General features: G+C 50.2%; 28 protein-coding genes. All 28 read right to left on the bottom strand.

All coding sequences use genetic code 11. The features are described 5' to 3' along the window. Positions 1-63: 63 nt before the first annotated feature. The 28 genes from secY to rpoC all read right to left on the bottom strand — a co-directional run bounded on the left by secY (position 64) and on the right by rpoC (position 19,384). The gene (secY, locus tag PEH01S_RS21145) at positions 64-1,365 is read right to left on the bottom strand and encodes a preprotein translocase subunit SecY (protein WP_025851048.1); all 1,302 of its coding nucleotides are present in this window, start codon (positions 1,363-1,365) and stop codon (positions 64-66) included. Beyond that, entirely contained in the window at positions 1,365-1,805 is a 441-nt protein-coding gene (rplO, locus tag PEH01S_RS21140) for a 50S ribosomal protein L15 (RefSeq protein WP_010498851.1), read from the bottom strand. The genes secY and rplO overlap by 1 nt, the downstream gene beginning before the upstream one ends. A gap of 33 nt (positions 1,806-1,838) precedes the next feature. Beyond that, complete coding sequence (rpmD, locus tag PEH01S_RS21135; RefSeq protein ID WP_010498853.1) at positions 1,839-2,027, bottom strand: 50S ribosomal protein L30; 189 nt, start codon at positions 2,025-2,027, stop codon at positions 1,839-1,841. A 10-nt stretch (positions 2,028-2,037) separates the two neighbouring features. Next, entirely contained in the window at positions 2,038-2,535 is a 498-nt protein-coding gene (gene rpsE, locus PEH01S_RS21130; RefSeq protein WP_010498854.1) for a 30S ribosomal protein S5, read from the bottom strand. 29 nt (positions 2,536-2,564) lie between these two features. Continuing rightward, a complete protein-coding gene (gene rplR / locus PEH01S_RS21125; RefSeq protein WP_025851047.1) occupies positions 2,565-2,933 on the bottom strand; it encodes a 50S ribosomal protein L18 in 369 nt (122 codons plus the stop codon). A gap of 65 nt (positions 2,934-2,998) precedes the next feature. Next, the gene (rplF, locus tag PEH01S_RS21120; protein WP_025851046.1) at positions 2,999-3,541 is read right to left on the bottom strand and encodes a 50S ribosomal protein L6; all 543 of its coding nucleotides are present in this window, start codon (positions 3,539-3,541) and stop codon (positions 2,999-3,001) included. A gap of 31 nt (positions 3,542-3,572) precedes the next feature. Next, complete coding sequence (gene rpsH, locus PEH01S_RS21115) at positions 3,573-3,971, bottom strand: 30S ribosomal protein S8 (protein ID WP_010498862.1); 399 nt, start codon at positions 3,969-3,971, stop codon at positions 3,573-3,575. A 33-nt stretch (positions 3,972-4,004) separates the two neighbouring features. Beyond that, on the bottom strand, positions 4,005-4,190 hold the full coding sequence (locus PEH01S_RS21110) for a type Z 30S ribosomal protein S14 (RefSeq protein WP_010498863.1): 186 nt from the start codon (positions 4,188-4,190) through the stop codon (positions 4,005-4,007). A 51-nt stretch (positions 4,191-4,241) separates the two neighbouring features. Further along, positions 4,242-4,784: a 50S ribosomal protein L5 gene (gene rplE / locus PEH01S_RS21105; RefSeq protein WP_025851045.1), complete on the bottom strand. Its 543-nt coding sequence runs from the start codon at positions 4,782-4,784 to the stop codon at positions 4,242-4,244. A gap of 32 nt (positions 4,785-4,816) precedes the next feature. Continuing rightward, complete coding sequence (rplX, locus tag PEH01S_RS21100) at positions 4,817-5,170, bottom strand: 50S ribosomal protein L24 (RefSeq protein ID WP_084159666.1); 354 nt, start codon at positions 5,168-5,170, stop codon at positions 4,817-4,819. A gap of 60 nt (positions 5,171-5,230) precedes the next feature. Then, a complete protein-coding gene (rplN, locus tag PEH01S_RS21095; RefSeq protein WP_010498867.1) occupies positions 5,231-5,599 on the bottom strand; it encodes a 50S ribosomal protein L14 in 369 nt (122 codons plus the stop codon). 41 nt (positions 5,600-5,640) lie between these two features. After that, positions 5,641-5,904, bottom strand: a complete 264-nt coding sequence (rpsQ, locus tag PEH01S_RS21090) for a 30S ribosomal protein S17 (protein WP_013921152.1) — start codon at positions 5,902-5,904, stop codon at positions 5,641-5,643. A 24-nt stretch (positions 5,905-5,928) separates the two neighbouring features. Then, the gene (gene rpmC / locus PEH01S_RS21085) at positions 5,929-6,129 is read right to left on the bottom strand and encodes a 50S ribosomal protein L29 (RefSeq protein ID WP_013921153.1); all 201 of its coding nucleotides are present in this window, start codon (positions 6,127-6,129) and stop codon (positions 5,929-5,931) included. Beyond that, positions 6,119-6,553, bottom strand: a complete 435-nt coding sequence (rplP, locus tag PEH01S_RS21080; RefSeq protein ID WP_025851037.1) for a 50S ribosomal protein L16 — start codon at positions 6,551-6,553, stop codon at positions 6,119-6,121. The genes rpmC and rplP overlap by 11 nt, the downstream gene beginning before the upstream one ends. 2 nt (positions 6,554-6,555) lie before the next feature. Further along, positions 6,556-7,221: a 30S ribosomal protein S3 gene (gene rpsC, locus PEH01S_RS21075; RefSeq protein WP_025851036.1), complete on the bottom strand. Its 666-nt coding sequence runs from the start codon at positions 7,219-7,221 to the stop codon at positions 6,556-6,558. 13 nt (positions 7,222-7,234) lie between these two features. Beyond that, entirely contained in the window at positions 7,235-7,570 is a 336-nt protein-coding gene (gene rplV / locus PEH01S_RS21070) for a 50S ribosomal protein L22 (protein ID WP_025851035.1), read from the bottom strand. A 45-nt stretch (positions 7,571-7,615) separates the two neighbouring features. Beyond that, entirely contained in the window at positions 7,616-7,894 is a 279-nt protein-coding gene (gene rpsS / locus PEH01S_RS21065; RefSeq protein WP_025851034.1) for a 30S ribosomal protein S19, read from the bottom strand. Between the two features lie 39 nt (positions 7,895-7,933). Beyond that, positions 7,934-8,764, bottom strand: a complete 831-nt coding sequence (gene rplB, locus PEH01S_RS21060) for a 50S ribosomal protein L2 (RefSeq protein WP_025851033.1) — start codon at positions 8,762-8,764, stop codon at positions 7,934-7,936. Positions 8,765-8,790: 26 nt separating this feature from the next. Further along, positions 8,791-9,087, bottom strand: a complete 297-nt coding sequence (rplW, locus tag PEH01S_RS21055; RefSeq protein WP_010498877.1) for a 50S ribosomal protein L23 — start codon at positions 9,085-9,087, stop codon at positions 8,791-8,793. Further along, complete coding sequence (rplD, locus tag PEH01S_RS21050; protein WP_025851032.1) at positions 9,087-9,710, bottom strand: 50S ribosomal protein L4; 624 nt, start codon at positions 9,708-9,710, stop codon at positions 9,087-9,089. Before rplD ends, rplW begins: the two co-directional genes overlap by 1 nt. 24 nt (positions 9,711-9,734) lie before the next feature. Next, complete coding sequence (rplC, locus tag PEH01S_RS21045; RefSeq protein ID WP_127487853.1) at positions 9,735-10,361, bottom strand: 50S ribosomal protein L3; 627 nt, start codon at positions 10,359-10,361, stop codon at positions 9,735-9,737. Between the two features lie 54 nt (positions 10,362-10,415). Next, entirely contained in the window at positions 10,416-10,724 is a 309-nt protein-coding gene (gene rpsJ / locus PEH01S_RS21040; protein ID WP_006212922.1) for a 30S ribosomal protein S10, read from the bottom strand. 246 nt (positions 10,725-10,970) lie between these two features. After that, entirely contained in the window at positions 10,971-12,161 is a 1,191-nt protein-coding gene (gene tuf / locus PEH01S_RS21035; protein ID WP_025851028.1) for an elongation factor Tu, read from the bottom strand. A 32-nt stretch (positions 12,162-12,193) separates the two neighbouring features. Continuing rightward, the gene (fusA, locus tag PEH01S_RS21030) at positions 12,194-14,269 is read right to left on the bottom strand and encodes an elongation factor G (RefSeq protein ID WP_025851027.1); all 2,076 of its coding nucleotides are present in this window, start codon (positions 14,267-14,269) and stop codon (positions 12,194-12,196) included. A 35-nt stretch (positions 14,270-14,304) separates the two neighbouring features. Then, positions 14,305-14,775, bottom strand: a complete 471-nt coding sequence (gene rpsG / locus PEH01S_RS21025; RefSeq protein WP_010498883.1) for a 30S ribosomal protein S7 — start codon at positions 14,773-14,775, stop codon at positions 14,305-14,307. A gap of 42 nt (positions 14,776-14,817) precedes the next feature. Next, a complete protein-coding gene (rpsL, locus tag PEH01S_RS21020) occupies positions 14,818-15,237 on the bottom strand; it encodes a 30S ribosomal protein S12 (protein ID WP_010498884.1) in 420 nt (139 codons plus the stop codon). A gap of 124 nt (positions 15,238-15,361) precedes the next feature. Then, positions 15,362-15,613, bottom strand: a complete 252-nt coding sequence (locus PEH01S_RS21015; RefSeq protein WP_025851026.1) for a 50S ribosomal protein L7ae-like protein — start codon at positions 15,611-15,613, stop codon at positions 15,362-15,364. A 150-nt stretch (positions 15,614-15,763) separates the two neighbouring features. Then, positions 15,764-19,384 (bottom strand): DNA-directed RNA polymerase subunit beta', encoded by a 3,621-nt coding sequence (gene rpoC / locus PEH01S_RS21010; RefSeq protein ID WP_025851025.1) that lies wholly within the window; start codon positions 19,382-19,384, stop codon positions 15,764-15,766. Positions 19,385-19,398: the final 14 nt, after the last annotated feature.

Genomic DNA, 19,398 nt, shown 5'->3' with positions numbered 1-19,398 from the left:
TCTATCGATACTAACAGCACAATAGGTGCCGATAGCCTAAAGCTCACTATCAGTACCTATTTGCTATTTATTAATGAAGCCTTTGTAGTGGCGTTTGATCAGTTGGCTCTCGATTTGTTTCATCGTCTCAAGTCCTACACCGATAACGATCAGCAAAGACGTACCGCCAATGGTAACGGAGTTCGGCAGCCCGGCCACAGAACCGATAATCATTGGAAGGATCGAGATGGCAGCCAGGAAAAGCGCACCGGACAATGTGATTCGGGTCATGACTCGCGTCAAGTAAACCGAGGTGGTTTTGCCGGGACGGATGCCTGGGATATATCCGCCATTTTTCTTCATCTGATCCGCCATTTGCACAGGATTCATCTGTACAAACGTGTAGAAATACGTGAAGCCGATGATCAACAAAACGTACAACACCATACCGAGCGGATGCGTGTAGTTCAAGTTGGTGATAATCCATTCCGCCACAGCGTTACCTCTCCAGAAGCTTGCAATCGTCGGAGGAAACACTAGCAGCGAAAGCGCGAAGATGACCGGAATGACGCCAGCCGCATTTACTTTAAGCGGAATGTGCGTCGACTGCCCTCCGAACATTTTGCGGCCTACCACCCGTTTTGCATACTGCACCGGAATTTTACGAACGCCCTGCTGGACGAAAATCACACCGGCGATCAAGGCAATGACCACGACGGCAATAATGACGACCTTCAAGATGTTAAGGAAGAGCGCGCCGCCTGCATCTGCAAATTGCGTTTGGTATATTTGTCCGATGCCAGTCGGGATTGCCGCAACAATCCCTGCGAAGATGATAATGGAAATACCATTTCCAATGCCATTTTCGGTGATTTGTTCCCCTAACCACATCAGAAAAGCAGTCCCAGCCGTAAGCACGATCGCGATCAACGCATACGTCGTAAAGTTCGGATTGATCACAAGACCGGCATATAGACGGTTAAATCCGATCGCCAGACCAAAAGCTTGAATAATTCCCAGCACAATGGTCCCGTAACGAGTGATTTGACTTAACTTCTTTCTGCCGACTTCTCCTTCTTTAGCCCATTGCGTGAATGTCGGAATGACATCCATGGAAAGAAGCTGCACGATGATGGATGCCGTGATATACGGCATAATCCCCATCGCGAAGATGGAGAATTGGAACAACGCGCCGCCGGAGAATGTATTCAGCAAGCCGAATACACCACCTGCGTTAGCTTGGTCTTGAAGCTTGAGAATGTCTGTGTTGATGTTAGGTACCGGAATAAAAGCACCAATTCTGTAGACGATCAGCACCAGAAGGGTGAACAGGATCCGTTTCCTCAGATCGTCTACTTTCATAATATTGGATATGGTACGAAACATTAAATCACCTCGGTTTTACCGCCGGCAGCCTGGATTTTCTCTACCGCAGATTGGGAGAACTTGCTAGCCTTAACGTTCAGCTGAACCGTGATTTCACCGTTACCCAAAATTTTGATGCCGTCTTTAGGGTTTTTCACGATGCCGGATTCCAAAAGAACTTCAGGAGTTACTTCCGTACCTGCTGCAAACTTGTTCAAATCCTCTACGTTGATAACCGCATATTCCGTACGGAATCTGTTGTTAAATCCACGTTTTGGCAAGCGACGATAAAGCGGGTTCTGACCGCCTTCGAAGCCCGGACGGACACCGCCGCCGGAACGGGCGTTTTGACCTTTGTGACCGCGAGTAGCTGTTTTACCCATTCCACTACCGATACCACGACCTACACGCTTGCGCGTATCGCGGGAACCTGGAGCGGAAGAAAGCTCATGCAATTTCATCGTTTGCACCTCCTCTAGCTATATGTTAAAACCTTAAGCTTCGATTTCTTTAACTTCGACCAAGTGACTTACTTGGTTAACCATGCCGCGGATCGCAGCATTGTCTTGTTGAGTAACGGATTGATGCAATTTGCGAAGTCCGAGAGCCGTAACCGTACGACGCTGAGTTTCAGGACGACCGATCAGGCTGCGCTTGAGGGTAATTTGCAGTTGCTTAGCCATGGTATCCCTCCTAACCTAAGAGTTCTTCTACGGTTTTACCGCGAAGCTTAGCAACCTCTTCCGCACGCTTCAGGCGCTGTAAGCCTTCCAGAGTAGCGTTAACCATGTTGATGGAGTTCGAAGACCCGAGGGACTTCGTCAGAATGTCGCCTACGCCTGCCAGTTCAAGAACCGCACGAACCGGGCCGCCGGCGATAACTCCGGTACCTTTCGAAGCAGGCTTAAGCAATACGCGTCCTGCGCCGAAATGTCCGATCACCATGTGAGGAATAGTCGTTCCGACGATAGGAACGTGAATCAGGTTTTTCTTCGCGTCTTCGATGCCTTTGCGAATCGCATCAGGTACCTCGGAAGCTTTACCGATTCCCGCGCCTACCCAACCTTTGCCGTCGCCCACAACCACGAGTGCGCTAAAGCTGAAACGGCGACCGCCCTTTACGACTTTAGCTACGCGGTTAATATGAACGACTTTTTCAGTCAGTTCTAATGTATTGGGATCAATACGCAAGTCCTTTACCTCCTTATTGATGAATTGGATTAGAATTCAAGACCTGCTTCACGAGCAGCGTCTGCAAGTGCTTTAACACGTCCATGGTACAGGTAACCGCCGCGGTCGAAAACGACTTTCACGACACCTGCTTTTTTCGCACGCTCAGCGATCAGAGTTCCGACTTTCGAAGCCGCTTCAGCGTTACCGCCGTTGCCAAGGCCTTCTCTGAGCTCTTTGTCCTGCGTGGAAGCAGCTGCGATCGTTACGCCTTTAACGTCGTCGATCAGTTGTGCGTACATATGCTTAGAGGAACGGAAAATGTTCAGACGAGGACGTTCCGCCGTTCCTTGAATTTTCTTACGAACGCGAAGATGTCTTTTCAAACGCGCTTTGTTTTTGTCGCCTTTGGTAATCATTCGAGGTTCACTCCTTTCGAGTTGGATCATCCGAAGTTCGGATTATGCGATCAGCTTAAGCAGCCTTATTTCTTTTTACCGGCTTTACCTTCTTTGCGAAGGATACGCTCGCCTTCGTATTTGATACCTTTGCCTTTGTACGGCTCAGGCTCACGAACGGAACGAACTTTTGCTGCTGTAGCTCCAACCAACTCTTTGTCGATCCCTTTAACGATGATCTTGGTGTTGGAAGGAACTTCGAACTCGATGCCGTTCTCCGGCTCGATTTCGACCGGGTGGGAGTAACCGACGTTCAGAACCAGCTTGTTGCCGGATTTGTTCGCACGGTAACCTACGCCGACGAGATCAAGAGTTTTAACAAAACCATCAGTTACTCCGCTAACCATGTTTTGTACGACGCTGCGGGTCGTACCATGCAGAGAGCGGTGCAATTTATTGTCGGAAGGACGTTCTACGGTCAGAACATTGTCCTCAACGCTGATCTTCATATCTCTATGCAATTCACGGCTCAAAGTGCCTTTCGGACCTTTTACCGTAATGAGTGTATTGTCAATAGTCACGTTTACTCCGCTTGGGATCGTGATCGGTTTGCGACCAATACGGGACATGTTGTGCACCTCCGTTCATTCAAAATCTTGATTACCAAACGTAGCAGATTACCTCTCCGCCAGCTTTGGATTGACGAGCTTCTTTATCCGTCATCACGCCTTTGGACGTGGACAGAATTGCGATTCCCAAACCGCCAAGTACGCGAGGCACTTCTTGGCTTTTCGCGTAAACGCGAAGGCCCGGTTTGCTGATTCTTTTAAGTCCTGTAATAACGCGCTCATTGTTAGGGCCGTATTTCAGGAACAAGCGGATGATGCCTTGCTTGCTGTCTTCGATATATTCAGCGTCACGAATGAAGCCTTCCTTCTTGAGGATCTCAGCGATTTCTCTTTTGACCTTCGAAGCCGGAATTTCGACAGTTTCATGACGAACGACATTAGCGTTGCGGATGCGTGTAAGCATATCTGCAATTGGATCGGACATAACCATGTGTAGTGAACCTCCTTCCCGAGAGCTTAAAGTTTACCAGCTTGCTTTCTTCACGCCAGGAATCTGGCCTTTGTATGCCAATTCGCGGAAGCAAATTCTGCAAATTTTGAATTTCCGTAATACGGAATGCGGGCGACCGCAGCGTTCGCAGCGTGTGTAAGCCTGCACCTTGAATTTCGGAGGACGCTGCTGCTTAATCTTCATCGAAGTTTTTGCCACTTCAGTTTACACCTCCAAAGTCTCCATTAGGAAACTTGCTTCATAAGCATGTTATTTGGAAAACGGCATGCCCAATTGAGCCAACAATTCGCGGGACTCTTCGTCCGTTTTAGCCGTTGTGACGATAACGATATCCATACCGCGCACTTTATCCACTTTATCGTACTCAATCTCCGGGAAGATGAGTTGTTCTTTCAAACCGAGCGTGTAGTTGCCGCGGCCGTCAAAAGCCTTGGTCGATACACCGCGGAAGTCGCGTACGCGAGGAAGAGCAACATTGAACAATTTATCCAGGAAGTGATACATACGCTCGCCGCGAAGCGTAACTTTCACACCGATCGGCATATTTTCACGCAGCTTGAAGCCTGCGATCGATTTTTTCGCTCTGGTGATAACCGGCTTTTGTCCGGAGATCATCTGCAGATCGTTAACAGCGGTATCGAGCACTTTGGAGTTGGCAACTGCTTCGCCTACACCCATGTTGATAACCACTTTTTCAATTTTCGGAACCTGCATCACCGTGGTGTAGTTGAATTTCTGCATCAGGGCAGGCGTAATTTCGTTCAAAAAGCGATCTTTCATTCTTGCAGCCATGAATCCGTGTACCTCCTTTCTTACTTATACGATTAGTCGATAACTTCGCCGGATTTTTTCGCAACGCGAACTTTTTTGCCGTTATCCAGCACTTTGTAACCTACGCGAGTAGGTTGGCCGCTCTTCGGATCTACCAGCATCACGTTGGACACGTGGATCGGAGCTTCTTGCGTGATAATGCCGCCTTGCGGATTTTGTTGGGAAGGCTTGGAATGCTTCTTGATCATGTTCACGCCTTCGACCAACACACGGTTTTCACGAGGGAATGCTGCGATAACGCGGCCTTTCTTCCCTTTGTCTTTACCGGTGATAACAAAAACCGTATCGTCTTTTTTCACGTGCAATTTATTGTTATGAGACTCGAGTTTCTTCGGTTGTTTTGGCACTGTGTACACCTCCTACAAACTTTCCTATGAAAGCCGACTTCGTAAGCAGCTGCTTGTTTATTAGATAACTTCCGGAGCCAGAGAAACGATTTTCATGAAGTCTCTGTCGCGAAGTTCGCGGGCAACCGGTCCGAAGATACGTGTGCCGCGCGGGCTCTTATCTTCTTTTACAACTACGGCTGCGTTCTCGTCAAAGCTGATGTAGGATCCGTCCTTACGGCGAGCACCGCGTCTCGTACGCACGACTACTGCTTTAACAACGTCGCCCTTTTTGACAACGCCACCTGGTGTTGCTTCTTTCACGGAGCAGATGATCAGATCACCGATGTTAGCCGTACGACGACCCGTACCACCCAACACGCGGATACACATCAGTTGCTTCGCACCAGAGTTGTCAGCTACGTTCAAACGAGTAAAAGGTTGAATCATTGTGTATTCCCTCCTTCCGGAATTGATGCCCGAAGCTTATATTAAACGATAACCGCTTTTTCTACGACTTCGACCAGTCTCCAACGCTTGTCTTTGGAAAGCGGACGAGTTTCCATGATTTTAACAACATCGCCGATTTTCGCTTCGTTGTTTTCGTCATGAGCTTTGAATTTTTTCGTATATTTAATGCGTTTGTGGTACAAGTCGTGTTTTTTGTAGGTTTCTACAGCCACAACGATGGTTTTGTCCATTTTGTCGCTTACGACTTTACCCAGCTGCGTTTTACGCTCGTTGCGTTCAGCCATTCTGAGATCCTCCTCTCTCATTCATTAACTAGTGATTCCCAATTCTCTTTCACGCAAAACAGTCTTTGCCCGGGCAATCTCTTTGCGGACTTTTTGAATTTGTACGGGATTATCCAGTTGACCTGTAGCCAGTTGAAAACGGAGGTTAAAGAGCTGCTCTTTAAATCCGGCAATCTTTTGTTCGATCTCAGCAGTGGTTAAGTTGCGAAATTCACTAGCTTTCATTTGCTTCACCACCCACTTCTTCTCTTTTCACAAACTTCGTTTTGATCGGCAGCTTGTGAGAGGCGAGACGCATAGCTTCACGGGCGATTTCTTCGCTTACGCCGGCCAGTTCGAACAGAACTTTACCCGGCTTAACGACAGCAACCCATTTTTCTACGTTACCTTTACCGCTACCCATCCGAACTTCAAGCGGCTTTTGGGTGATCGGTTTGGAAGGGAAAATTTTGATCCAAACTTTACCGCCCCGCTTGATGTAACGAGTCATCGCAATACGGGCAGCTTCGATTTGACGGTTGGTTACCCAAGCCGGCTCCATCGCTTGCAAGCCGTATTCTCCGAAATGAACTTCCGTACCGCCTTTGGCGCGACCGCGCATGTTGCCACGGTGCTCTTTGCGGTGTTTCACACGTTTAGGAACTAACATGATTAGTTGCCTCCTTCCGTAGCAGCCTTTTTCTTAGCCGTTGGAAGAACTTCGCCACGATAGATCCATACTTTTACGCCGATCCGACCGTAAGTGGTGTGAGCTTCTGCCGTACCATAGTCGATGTCCGCACGCAATGTATGAAGAGGAACCGTACCCTCGCTGTAACCTTCCGTTCTGGCGATTTCCGCTCCGCCCAGACGACCGCTGACCGATGTCTTGATCCCTTTTGCACCGGCTCTCATCGTTCTTTGAATTGCTTGTTTCAATGCACGACGGAACGATACGCGACGCTCCAATTGTTGTGCAATGCTTTCTGCAACCAAGATCGCATCCAGTTCCGGTTGTTTTACTTCAGAGATGTTGATGTGTACTTTTTTGCCGTTCGTCAGCTTAGTCAGGTAGCCGCGGATAACTTCAACCTCGGAACCGCCTTTACCGATAACCATACCTGGCTTCGCCGTATGAATCGTCACGTTCACGCGATTAGCGGCACGCTCGATCTCAATGCGGGAAACGGCAGATTCTTTCAACTTTTGTTTCAAATATTCACGGATTTTTACGTCTTCCATCAGCAGATCGCCGAAATCTTTGCCGGCGTACCATTTGGATTCCCAATCACGGATAATGCCGATACGAAGTCCTACCGGGTTTACTTTTTGACCCACACGTTGTCCCTCCTTATTTCTCAGATACCACTAATGTAATGTGGCTGGTACGTTTATTGATGCGGCTCGCACGACCCATCGCACGAGGACGGAATCTTTTCAAAGTCGGGCCTTGGTCCACAAATACTTGCGAAACCACCAGACTATTAGGATCCATGGAGTAGTTATGCTCCGCATTGGCAATAGCCGAGTTGAGCAATTTCTCAACGATCGGGGAAGCCGCTTTCGGCGTGTGACGCAGAATCGCAATCGCTTCGCCCACTTGCTTACCGCGGATCAAGTCAACAACGAGTTGCGCTTTGCGCGGAGCAATTCGAACGTATCTTGCAATAGCTTTAGCTTGTTGCATGGATGTACCTCCTCTCATTCACAAACTGATCTGTAGGTTCCGAGCCTAGCGTTTACCCGTCTTCTTGTCGTCGTCGTGCCCTTTGTAAGTACGGGTTGGTGCAAACTCACCGAGTTTATGTCCGACCATATCTTCCGTTACGTATACCGGAACATGCTTTCTGCCGTCATACACACCGAACGTGTGACCGATGAATTGCGGGAAAATCGTCGAGCGGCGAGACCAAGTTTTGATCACTTGCTTCTTGCTGCTTGCGTTCATGTCTTCCACTTTCTTCAAAAGGTAGCCATCTACGAAAGGCCCTTTTTTCAAACTGCGACCCATGCTTCGTTCCTCCCTTCTTTAACCGAACCGAAAAAGTAATTACTTCGTGCGGCGACGTACAATATATTGATTGGAAGCTTTGTTTTTCTTCCGCGTTTTGTATCCGAGCGTCGGTTTGCCCCAAGGAGACATCGGGGATTTGCGGCCGATCGGGGAGCGACCTTCACCACCACCGTGCGGGTGATCGTTCGGGTTCATAACGGAACCGCGAACTTCCGGTCTTTGACCCAGCCAACGAGCACGGCCGGCTTTACCGATCTTCACGAGTTCGTAATCCTCGTTACCTACGGAACCGATGGTTGCGCGGCAAACTTTGAGGATTTTTCTCATTTCGCCGGAAGACAAGCGAACCGTTACATATTGCTCTTCTTTACCGAGCAATTGAGCTTCCGTACCAGCTGCGCGAACCAATTGTCCGCCTTTGCCAGGCTTCAGCTCGATGTTGTGGATAACCGTACCTACCGGAATGTTTTCCAAAGGAAGCGCGTTACCGATTTTGATGTCGGCATCCGGACCGGATACGATTTGATCGCCCACTTTCAAGCCTTTCGGAGCGATGATGTAGCGTTTCTCGCCATCCACGTAGTGGATCAATGCGATGTTAGCGGAACGGTTCGGGTCGTATTCGATTGTAGCAACGCGACCAGGTATTCCATCTTTGTTCCGTTTGAAATCGATGATGCGGTATTTACGTTTGTGTCCGCCGCCTTGGTGACGAACCGTAATTTTACCTTGGTTGTTCCGACCCGCTTTTTTGCTCAGAGGAGCCAAAAGCGATTTCTCCGGTGTGGATGTTGTGATTTCTTCAAAAGTAGAAACCGACATCGCACGTCTTGCAGGAGAGGTTGGTTTATATTTTTTAATTGGCACGTGGATTCCCTCCTTACTTCAAAAAATTAAACTTGCGAGTTTTCAAAGAACTCCAGTTCTTTGCTGTCTGCGCTTAAAGTAACGATCGCTTTTTTCCATTCGGACGTATATCCGGAATAGCGGCCATAACGCTTCGGCTTCGCCGGCATTCTGAGCGTATTCACGTTCGTTACTTTTACTTTGAAGATTTGCTCGATCGCTTGTTTGACTTCCGTTTTGTTCGAACGGATGTCCACTTCGAACACATATTTCTTTTCCGCCATCATTTCGCTGGAACGTTCGGTAATGACCGGGCGCTTAATAATATCGCGAGGGTTTTTCATTACGCAAACACCTCCTCTACCTTTTGCACCGCATCCTTCGTAATGATCAGCTTGTCGTAAACCATAACATCAAGCACGTTGATTCCTTCAGCAGCAACAAACTTCACGCCAGGAATGTTACGTGCGGACAATGCTACGTTCTCGTCATACGCAGCCGTCACAACCAAAGCTTTACGATCCACTTTGAGGTTATTCAAAATCGCTGCAAATTCTTTCGTTTTCGGCTGAGCCATTTGCAATTGGTCAAGCACGATAATTTCGCTCGCCTTCACCTTGGAAGACAACGCGGATTTGATCGCCAAACGACGAACTTTTTTAGGCAGTTTGTAGGCATAGCTGCGAGGTGTCGGACCAAAAACGGTACCGCCGCCTTTCCATTGCGGAGAGCGGATGCTACCTTGACGAGCACGGCCTGTGCCTTTTTGTTTCCACGGCTTACGGCCACCGCCGCGAACCTCGGAACGACCTTTCGTTTTATGCGTACCGGCACGAAGGGACGCACGCTGCATCAATACCGCTTCATTCAACACATGAACGTGCGGCTCGATTCCGAACACGCTATCCGCGAGTTCCACTTCGCCTACTTGGGCACCACTAACGTTAAACACTGCTACTTTTGGCATTTGTTATCCTCCTTTCCCGCTTTCTTACTTCTTCACCGAAGACTTTATCGTAACGAAGCTGTTTTTAGGACCCGGAATGGAGCCTTTGATCAGAAGAACGTTGCGTTCTACGTCTACTTTCACAACTTCGAGCTTTTGAATCGTAACGGTTTCCGTACCCATGTGACCCGGCAATTTCTTACCTTTAGGAACACGGTTAGCTTGGATGGAACCCATCGAACCCGGACCGCGGTGGTAACGGGAACCGTGAGCCATCGGACCAGTAGATTGGTTATGTCTTTTGATAACGCCTTGGAACCCTTTACCTTTGGACGTTCCTGTTACATCAACGAATTCACCTTCGGAGAATACGTCGGCTTTGATTTCTTGGCCAACTTCATACTCGGAAATCTGAACGCCGCGAAGCTCCTTAACGTAGCGCTTAGGCGTTGCGCCCGCTTTTTTCGCATGGCCCAACTCAGGTTTGTTCGCGTTCTTTTCTTTCTTATCGGCAAAACCGATTTGGATGGCTTCGTAACCGTCGTTCTCCGAATCCTTCTTCTGCAGCACTGTGCAAGGACCCGCTTGAATTACAGTTACCGGTACAACCAATCCTTCCGGTGTAAATACTTGAGTCATCCCAAGCTTTTTACCTAAGATACCTTTTGTCATCGTTGACACCTCTTTTCCTCTCTTGCTTGTCGCTTATTTATCCACAATCGTATATTACAGTTTGATTTCGATGTCCACACCGGACGGCAGATCCAGACGCATTAGCGCATCAACGGTTTGCGGCGTCGGATTGACGATATCGATCAAACGCTTATGCGTGCGCATTTCGAATTGCTCACGCGAATCTTTGTACTTGTGAACCGCACGCAGAATCGTGATGATTTGCTTCTCAGTCGGAAGCGGAATCGGACCAGACACTCCTGCACCGGAACGTTTGGCTGTTTCCACGATCTTCTCAGCGGATTGATCCAGCACTCTGTGATCATAAGCCTTCAAACGAATACGAATCTTTTGCTTTGCCATAGTATTCCCTCCTTCTATCGCCCAATTTAGTATCGGACATACTCCGTGAAAATCTCCTGACGCCGTCCCTATGGCAAAGGGGCCGGGTGTGTCAGCAACCTCTCACATCATCGCAACGTCACAGACCAACGTTCACTATTATATTAAAAACAAAACTAAAAAGCAAGAAAAAATTCGACATTTGCCTAAAAAAAATTAAAAGCCCTCCATCTCATAGAGATGAAGGGCAAAGTCCGGAGACTAGAATTACTTCGTGATGGAAGCAACGGCACCGGCACCAACGGTACGGCCGCCTTCGCGAATAGCGAAGCGAGTACCTTCTTCGATAGCGATCGGAGCGATCAGCTCAACCGTTACCGTGATGTTGTCGCCAGGCATAACCATCTCTGTGCCTTCCGGCAGGTTGATGATACCCGTAACGTCCGTTGTACGGAAGTAGAATTGCGGACGGTAGCCAGTGAAGAACGGCTTATGACGTCCACCCTCTTCTTTTGTCAAAACGTAGATTTGAGCGGAGAAGTTCGTGTGCGGTTTAACCGAACCCGGTTTCGCCAATACCTGTCCACGCTCGATGTCTTTACGGTCTACACCGCGAAGCAGTGCGCCGATGTTGTCGCCCGCTTGAGCGGAATCAAGAAGTTTACGGAACATTTCTACGCCCGTAACAACGGATTTGCGAGTTTCTTCAGCCAGACCGATGATTTCGATCTCGTCGCCGACTTTAACTACACCGCGCTCTACACGACCTGTAGCAACGGTACCACGACCAGTGATCGTGAACACGTCCTCTACCGGCATCAAGAAAGGCTTGTCAGTGTCGCGCTCAGGCGTCGGGATGTAAGTATCGATGTGCTCGAACAGCTCAACGATTTTGTCAGCCCAAGGACCGTCTGGGTTTTGCAGTGCTTCACGAGCTGCGCCGCGAACGATCGGAGTGTCGTCGCCCGGGAACTCGTACTCGTTGAGCAGGTCGCGAACTTCCATTTCAACCAGTTCAAGAAGCTCTTCGTCTTCAACCATGTCGCATTTGTTGAGGAATACGACGATGTAAGGAACGCCTACTTGGCGGGAGAGCAGGATGTGCTCGCGAGTTTGCGGCATAGGGCCGTCAGCTGCGGATACAACCAGGATCGCGCCGTCCATTTGAGCTGCGCCAGTGATCATGTTTTTAACGTAGTCGGCGTGGCCTGGGCAGTCAACGTGTGCGTAGTGACGGTTAGGAGTTTCATATTCAACGTGCGCAGTGGAGATCGTGATACCGCGCTCGCGCTCTTCCGGAGCTTTGTCGATTTGGTCGAATGCTACAGCAGCACCGCCGTATTTTTTGGACAATACAGTCGTGATCGCAGCAGTCAAAGTTGTTTTACCATGGTCAACGTGACCGATGGTACCAATGTTAACGTGCGGTTTATTACGCTCAAATTTCGCTTTTGCCATGAGTAGATTGCCTCCTTAAATAACTAATTATATTAGGCGCCTTTGTGCTTGGAGACGATTTCGTCTGCAATGGACTTAGGCACTTCTTCATAATGGGAAATTTCCATCGAGTATACGCCGCGACCTTGCGTACGGGAACGCAGTGTCGTGGAGTAACCGAACATTTCGGAGAGAGGCACTTTCGCACGAATGATTTGAGCTCCGTGACGAGTATCCATACCCTCGATCCGTCCGCGGCGGGAGTTCAGGTCGCCCATAACGTCGCCCATGTACTCTTCCGGTACGGTAACTTCCACTTTCATGATTGGCTCAAGCAGAACCGGGCGGCATTTATCCGCAGCGGCTTTGAGGGCCATGGAACCTGCGATTTTAAACGCCATCTCGGAGGAGTCAACATCATGGTAAGATCCGTCGACAACGGTAGCTTTGATGTCTACAAGCGGGAAGCCTGCATACACGCCGTTTTTCATCGACTCTTCGATACCAGCTTGGATCGGAGCAATGTATTCTCTCGGAATCGCACCGCCGACGATCTTGCTTTCGAATTGGAAGCCTGTTCCCGGCTCAAGCGGTTCGAACTCCACCCAACAGTGTCCGTATTGACCACGGCCACCCGATTGGCGAACGAACTTACCTTCAACTTTAGCCGCTTGACGGAACGTTTCGCGGTAAGCAACCTGCGGTTTACCCACGTTGGTTTCTACCTTGAACTCGCGAAGCATACGGTCAACGAGAATCTCCAGGTGAAGCTCACCCATACCGGCGATGATCGTTTGGCCTGTTTCTTCGTTCGTTTTTGCGCGGAACGTCGGGTCTTCTTCAGCAAGCTTCGCCAGAGCAACACCCATTTTGTCTTGGTCGGCTTTCGTTTTCGGCTCTACCGCGAGTTCGATAACCGGCTCTGGGAAGTTCATGGACTCCAGGATAACCGTGTTTTTCTCGTCGCAAAGCGTATCGCCTGTCGTCGTATCTTTCAAGCCTACGGCAGCTGCAATGTCACCAGCGTAAACGACGCTGATTTCTTGACGGCTGTTCGCGTGCATTTGAAGGATCCGGCCGATCCGCTCACGTTTGCCTTTCGTTGCATTCAGCACGTAGGAACCGGAATTCAGAATACCGGAGTATACGCGGAAGAATGTCAACTTACCGACAAACGGGTCGGTCATAATTTTGAACGCAAGCGCCGCGAAAGGCTCGTCGTCGGAGGATTTGCGCACAACTTCCGTTCCGTCTTCCAGCGTACCTTTGATGTCCGGTACGTCGAGCGGGGAAGGAAGGTAAGCGACAACCGCATCGAGCATAAGCTGAACGCCTTTGTTTCTGTAGGAAGAACCGCAAATAACCGGGAAGATTTTCACTTCGCACACGCCTTTACGGAGCGCGGCTTTGATTTCCTCGACGGAAAGCTCTTCGCCTTCGAGGTATTTCATCATGAGTTCTTCGTCCAGCTCGGCTACTTTCTCTACAAGCTCAAGGCGAAGCTCTTCCACTCTGTCCTTGTATTCAGCCGGAATTTCGACTTGCTCGATATCTTTACCGAGGTCGTCTTTGTACATATAAGCGACTTGCTCTACCAGATCGATGATGCCTTTGAAATCACTCTCGGCACCGATCGGCAGTTGGATGGCAACGGCATTTGCGCCCAATTTGTCGCGCATTTGCTGTACGGCACCCAAGAAGTCTGCACCGATGATATCCATCTTGTTAACGTAAGCAATCCGAGGAACGCCGTAACGGTCCGCTTGACGCCAAACGGTTTCCGATTGCGGCTCAACGCCTTCCTTGGCACTGAATACGCCAACTGCTCCATCCAATACGCGCAGGGAACGTTCAACTTCAACGGTGAAGTCAACGTGACCCGGGGTGTCGATAATATTGATGCGGTGACCTTTCCATTGAGCGGTCGTAGCGGCGGACGTGATCGTGATTCCGCGCTCCTGTTCCTGCTCCATCCAGTCCATCGTTGCGCCACCTTCGTGAACTTCACCGATTTTGTGCACGCGGCCTGTGTAGAACAGAATACGCTCGGTCGTGGTCGTCTTACCGGCATCGATATGCGCCATGATCCCGATGTTACGCGTATCTTTTAAGGAGAACTCTCTTGCCATCAGGTTGTCTCCTTCCTATTGATAGGAATAAAATTTTACCAACGATAGTGCGCGAACGCTCTGTTGGCTTCAGCCATTTTGTGCGTGTCTTCACGTTTTTTAACGGAAGCGCCCGTGTTGTTGCTTGCATCGATGATCTCTTGCGCCAATCTTTCTTCCATCGTCTTCTCACCGCGCAGGCGGGAGTAGTTGACGAGCCAGCGAAGTCCGAGCGTCGTGCGGCGTTCAGGTCTAACTTCAATCGGTACTTGGTAGTTAGCTCCCCCCACACGGCGGGCTTTGACTTCGAGAACAGGCATGATGTTTTTGATGGCTTGTTCGAAAACTTCCATCGGCTCTTTGCCTGTACGCTCTTGGATCAGATTGAAAGCATTGTAAAGCAGCTGTTGAGCTACTCCTCTTTTACCATCAATCATGATGCGGTTGATCAAACGGGTAACAAGCTTGCTGTTATACACCGGATCTGGCAATACGTCTCTGCGAGTAACTGGACCTTTACGAGGCATAGTTATCCCCCTTTCTCAAAAAGTTCATTGGATTACTACTCATTATTTTTTCACTTTCGGGCGTTTCGCGCCGTACTTGGAACGAGCTTGTTTACGGTTGTTCACGCCTGCAGTATCAAGCGCACCGCGAACGATATGGTAACGTACCCCCGGAAGGTCTTTTACCCGGCCGCCGCGGATCAGCACCACGCTGTGCTCTTGCAGGTTGTGTCCGATACCCGGGATATAAGCCGTAACCTCGACACGGTTGGTCAAACGAACACGCGCATATTTACGAAGTGCGGAGTTCGGTTTCTTCGGCGTCATCGTACCTACACGAGTGCACACACCGCGTTTTTGAGGGGAGCTCAGATCCGTCGCTTCTCTTTTCAGGGCGTTGAAGCCTCTTTGAAGAGCAGGGGATTTGGATTTTACAACTTTAGCTTGACGTCCTTTACGAACGAGCTGGTTAATTGTTGGCATATTGGCCACCTCCTTCATCGTAATGATGTTGCATTTTTTCAAGCCCACAGATCCAGGCGAGTCGTAAATGAACAAAGGAAAAGTTTTTGCCCTCGATCCATCTCTGTTTCTCAGACAAAAACATCTATTCATTCACCACCGCAGCCACAGCTGCGCCTACATCGATTCCACACGCTTTACCTAACATTTTCATGGAGTCCACGTATGTCACTTTAACCCCGAATTTCTTGCAGAGGTTAACTATTTTTATCGTAATTCGCGGATCTGCATCTTTCGCAATGAACACTTCCGTGGCTTGGCCTTGCTCCACCGTCTTCATCGCTTGCTTCGTGCCGATAGTCAGTTTCGCTGCCTGCTTCACTCTATCATAAGACATGTGACACACCCTCCAAGGGACAGGTGACGAGCCTCTAAAATGGCACACTTTGATATATTAGCATTTCAGTTATACCCTGTCAAGAATAAAGACTTGCCTTTAAATGAGATTTTTCAATCCAAATTTTAAAGGCAAGTCTATTGACGTGCTTTATTCTACCGTTACGGCTTCCGCTTCGGTCATTTCTTCATCCAACGGAACGGCGTTCGGGTCGGTAATACGGATGTTGCGGTATCTCGACATCCCCGTACCGGCCGGAATCAGCTTCCCGATGATGACATTCTCTTTCAAGCCGAGCAGTTGGTCGACTTTGCCTTTGATTGCCGCATCGGTAAGAACCCGCGTCGTTTCTTGGAACGATGCCGCGGACAGGAACGAGTCGGTCTCCAGCGACGCTTTGGTGATCCCGAGGAGCACCGGCTTCGCTACTGCAGGCTCTTCGCCCGCGAAGAGAGCCACTTTGTTCGCTTCCTCGTATTCGTGGATATCCACGAACGAGCCCGGAAGCAGCGTCGTATTGCCCGCGTCGACGATACGGATTTTGCGCAGCATCTGACGGATCATAACCTCAACGTGCTTGTCGTTGATTTCTACCCCTTGGTTCCGGTATACGCGCTGAACCTCTTGCAAAATATAGTTCTGCACGCCGCGGATCCCTTTGATACGCAGCATTTCTTTCGGGTCGATCGAACCCTCGGTCAGCTCGTCGCCAGCCTCTACGGTCTGGTTGACGGAGACCCGGATCCGGGAACCGTAAGAGATGGAGTACACCTTGGATTCCGCTTCGCCTTGGACCTCGATCTCCCGGCGGTCTTTGGCTTCGCGAATTTCTTTCACCACGCCGTCGATCTCCGAAATCGTCGCTTGCCCTTTCGGATTCCGCGCTTCGAAAAGCTCCTGAATCCGCGGCAAACCTTGGGTAATATCGTCGCCCGCAACGCCCCCGGTATGGAATGTGCGCATCGTCAGCTGCGTTCCTGGTTCCCCGATGGATTGCGCCGCGATAATCCCTACGGCTTCACCGATCTCGACGTGTTGGCCTGTCGCCAAGTTACGTCCGTAACACTTCTTGCACACCCCGTGTCTGGAGCGGCAGCTGAGCACGGAACGAATTTGTACTTTTTCTATGCCGGCTTCGATAATCCGGTCCGCTTTCCCTGCATCGATCAGATCGTTGCGGGAAACAATGACTTCACCGGTCTTCGGATCGCGGATCGTTTCGAAGGAATAACGGCCTTCGATCCGGTCGTACAGATCCTCAATAACCTCTTTGCCGTCTTGAATACGGCTGACCAAGAAGCCTTTGTCCGTACCGCAATCCTCATCGCGTACGATGACGTCCTGCGCTACGTCGACAAGACGACGGGTCAGGTAACCGGAGTCGGCGGTACGAAGCGCCGTATCGGCCAAACCTTTCCGCGCGCCGTGCGTGGAGATAAAGTACTCCAAGACCGTCAAGCCTTCGCGGAAGTTCGATTTGATCGGCAATTCGTAGATCCGGCCTGTCGGCGTCGCCATCAAACCGCGCATCCCGCCAAGCTGGGTGATCTGCGATTTGTTACCGCGCGCCTTAGACTCCACCATCATGTTGATGGAGTTGTATTTATCAAGCGACTTCATCAAAATGTCGGTAATTTCATCCTTCGCCTTACTCCAGATCGCAATGACGCGCTCATATCGCTCGTCGTCCGTAATCAGACCGCGGCGGTATTGGTTTGTCACGACCCGGACTTTCTCGTCGGATTCTTGAAGAATTTGATCCTTCTCCTTCGGAACGGTAACGTCCGCCACCGCGATCGTGATTCCCGCCCGAGTAGAGTAGGTAAAACCAAGCTGCTTAATATTATCCAGCGTAATCGACGTTTGCGTCGTATGATAACGGCGGAAACATTCGGCAATGATTGTACCCAGATAGTCTTTACCTACGGCCTTCGTCTCCGGCAGCTCTTCCATTTTTTGACGGATGTCGCTGCCTTTTTCGAATACGAAATACGTATCCGACGGTCCGTTCAACAAATTCGCTTTGGTCGCTTCGTTGATGTACGGGAAGTCCGGAGGATAAATCTCGTTAAAGATGATTTTTCCGACCGTTGTAATAAGCATGGCTTCTTGCTGTTCCGGCGTAAAGCTCGTTTTCCCGAGCGCTTTGGCCGGAATGGCTACGCGCGCATGAAGCGATGCGTCTCCGCGATGGTACAGCGATACCGCTTCAGCCACGGAGCGCAGAATCGTCATCGAGCCTTTGGCCTGCTTGTTCTCGGTCGTCAAATAGAAGCTGCCGAGAACCATGTCCTGCGAAGGCGTAACGACCGGCTTGCCGTCTTTCGGGTTCAAGATGTTCCCCGAAGCCAGCATCAAAACGCGTGCTTCCGCCTGCGCTTCTGCAGAGAGCGGCACGTGAACGGCCATCTGGTCACCGTCGAAGTCGGCGTTATAAGCCGTACATACGAGCGGATGCAGCTTGATGGCGCGCCCTTCGACCAGGATCGGCTCAAACGCCTGAATCCCGAGACGGTGAAGCGTGGGGGCACGATTCAGAAGGACCGGATGCTCCTTGATCACTTCTTCGAGCACGTCCCATACTTCCGGGCTGACGCGTTCCACTTTGCGCTTCGCGCTCTTGATGTTGTGTGCGAGACCTTTGTTGACAAGCTCCTTCATGACGAAAGGCTTAAACAGCTCAAGCGCCATTTCCTTCGGAAGTCCGCATTGATACATCTTAAGACTCGGTCCGACAACGATAACGGAACGGCCGGAATAGTCAACCCGTTTACCGAGCAGGTTTTGACGGAAACGGCCTTGTTTCCCTTTGAGCATATGGCTAAGCGATTTGAGCGGACGGTTGCCCGGACCCGTAACCGGACGGCCGCGGCGGCCGTTGTCGATCAAGGCGTCTACGGCTTCCTGCAGCATCCGTTTCTCGTTCTGCACGATAATGTCGGGAGCGCCCAAGTCAAGCAGTCTTTTCAGACGGTTGTTCCGGTTAATAACCCGGCGGTACAGATCGTTCAAGTCGGAGGTCGCAAAACGCCCACCGTCCAGCTGCACCATCGGCCGGAGCTCCGGAGGAATGACCGGCAGTACGTCCAGCACCATCCACTCCGGCATATTTTTCGAGTTACGGAAAGCTTCCATGACTTCCAACCGCTTGATTGCGCGATTACGGCGTTGACCTTGTGCGGTTTTCAGTTCTTCCTTCAGCATGTCGACTTCTTTCTCGATGTCGATGTCCTGCAGAAGCTTCTTCACCGCTTCGGCGCCCATGCCGGCTTGGAACGCATAGCCGTACTTTTCGCGATAGCTGCGGTATTCTTTCTCGGAGAGCAGCTGTTTTTTCTCCAGCGGCGTGTCTCCCGGATCCGTTACAACATAGGATGCAAAATAGATGATCTCCTCCAGCGAACGGGGAGACATATCAAGCGCAAGACCCATACGGCTCGGGATGCCTTTGAAGTACCAAATATGCGAAACCGGCGCAGCCAGTTCGATGTGGCCCATACGTTCGCGGCGCACTTTTTGGCGGGTAACCTCTACGCCGCATCGGTCACAGACGACGCCTTTGTAACGGACGCGTTTATATTTACCGCAATGACATTCCCAGTCTTTGGTCGGCCCGAAGATTTTCTCGCAGAACAAGCCTTCCTTTTCCGGCTTCAACGTTCTATAGTTGATCGTCTCCGGCTTCTTCACTTCGCCTCTGGACCATGAACGTATCTTGTCGGGGGAAGCCAATCCGATTTTCATGTACTCAAAATTGTTGACGTCGATCAAGGAGCAACCCTCCT

It is taken from the genome of Paenibacillus ehimensis NBRC 15659 (genome assembly GCF_004000785.1).
Taxonomy (GTDB): Bacteria; Bacillota; Bacilli; order Paenibacillales; family NBRC-103111; genus Paenibacillus_G; species Paenibacillus_G ehimensis.
Note: the sequence above shows the minus strand (reverse complement) of the source record. Positions and strands in the feature narration are given on the sequence as shown.

Coding starts and splice junctions, on each gene's coding strand:
- fusA (WP_025851027.1), bottom strand. CDS start 14,269: ATGGCAAGAGAGTTCTCCTTAAAAGATACGCGTAACATCGGGATCATG.
- rpsH (WP_010498862.1), bottom strand. CDS start 3,971: ATGGTTATGTCCGATCCAATTGCAGATATGCTTACACGCATCCGCAAC.
- rpmC (WP_013921153.1), bottom strand. CDS start 6,129: ATGAAAGCTAGTGAATTTCGCAACTTAACCACTGCTGAGATCGAACAA.
- rplD (WP_025851032.1), bottom strand. CDS start 9,710: ATGCCAAAAGTAGCAGTGTTTAACGTTAGTGGTGCCCAAGTAGGCGAA.
- rplW (WP_010498877.1), bottom strand. CDS start 9,087: ATGAAAAACCCTCGCGATATTATTAAGCGCCCGGTCATTACCGAACGT.
- secY (WP_025851048.1), bottom strand. CDS start 1,365: ATGTTTCGTACCATATCCAATATTATGAAAGTAGACGATCTGAGGAAA.
- rpsJ (WP_006212922.1), bottom strand. CDS start 10,724: ATGGCAAAGCAAAAGATTCGTATTCGTTTGAAGGCTTATGATCACAGA.
- rplV (WP_025851035.1), bottom strand. CDS start 7,570: ATGCAACAAGCTAAAGCTATTGCAAGATACGTTCGAATTGCTCCGCGC.
- rpsS (WP_025851034.1), bottom strand. CDS start 7,894: ATGGGTCGCAGTTTGAAAAAAGGGCCTTTCGTAGATGGCTACCTTTTG.
- rplO (WP_010498851.1), bottom strand. CDS start 1,805: ATGAAATTGCATGAGCTTTCTTCCGCTCCAGGTTCCCGCGATACGCGC.
- rplP (WP_025851037.1), bottom strand. CDS start 6,553: ATGTTAGTTCCTAAACGTGTGAAACACCGCAAAGAGCACCGTGGCAAC.
- rpsG (WP_010498883.1), bottom strand. CDS start 14,775: ATGCCTCGTAAAGGTCCAGTTACTCGCAGAGACGTATTGCCAGATCCG.
- rplR (WP_025851047.1), bottom strand. CDS start 2,933: ATGATTACCAAAGGCGACAAAAACAAAGCGCGTTTGAAAAGACATCTT.
- rplC (WP_127487853.1), bottom strand. CDS start 10,361: ATGACAAAAGGTATCTTAGGTAAAAAGCTTGGGATGACTCAAGTATTT.
- PEH01S_RS21015 (WP_025851026.1), bottom strand. CDS start 15,613: ATGTCTTATGATAGAGTGAAGCAGGCAGCGAAACTGACTATCGGCACG.
- rpsQ (WP_013921152.1), bottom strand. CDS start 5,904: ATGGCTGAACGCAACGAGCGTAAAACGCAGCTGGGTAAAGTCGTAAGC.
- rpsL (WP_010498884.1), bottom strand. CDS start 15,237: ATGCCAACAATTAACCAGCTCGTTCGTAAAGGACGTCAAGCTAAAGTT.
- rplN (WP_010498867.1), bottom strand. CDS start 5,599: ATGATTCAACCTTTTACTCGTTTGAACGTAGCTGACAACTCTGGTGCG.
- rpmD (WP_010498853.1), bottom strand. CDS start 2,027: ATGGCTAAGCAACTGCAAATTACCCTCAAGCGCAGCCTGATCGGTCGT.
- rplF (WP_025851046.1), bottom strand. CDS start 3,541: ATGTCCCGTATTGGTCGCAAACCGATCACGATCCCAAGCGGAGTAAAC.
- tuf (WP_025851028.1), bottom strand. CDS start 12,161: ATGGCAAAAGCGAAATTTGAGCGTAATAAACCGCACGTTAACATTGGT.
- rplE (WP_025851045.1), bottom strand. CDS start 4,784: ATGGCTGCAAGAATGAAAGATCGCTTTTTGAACGAAATTACGCCTGCC.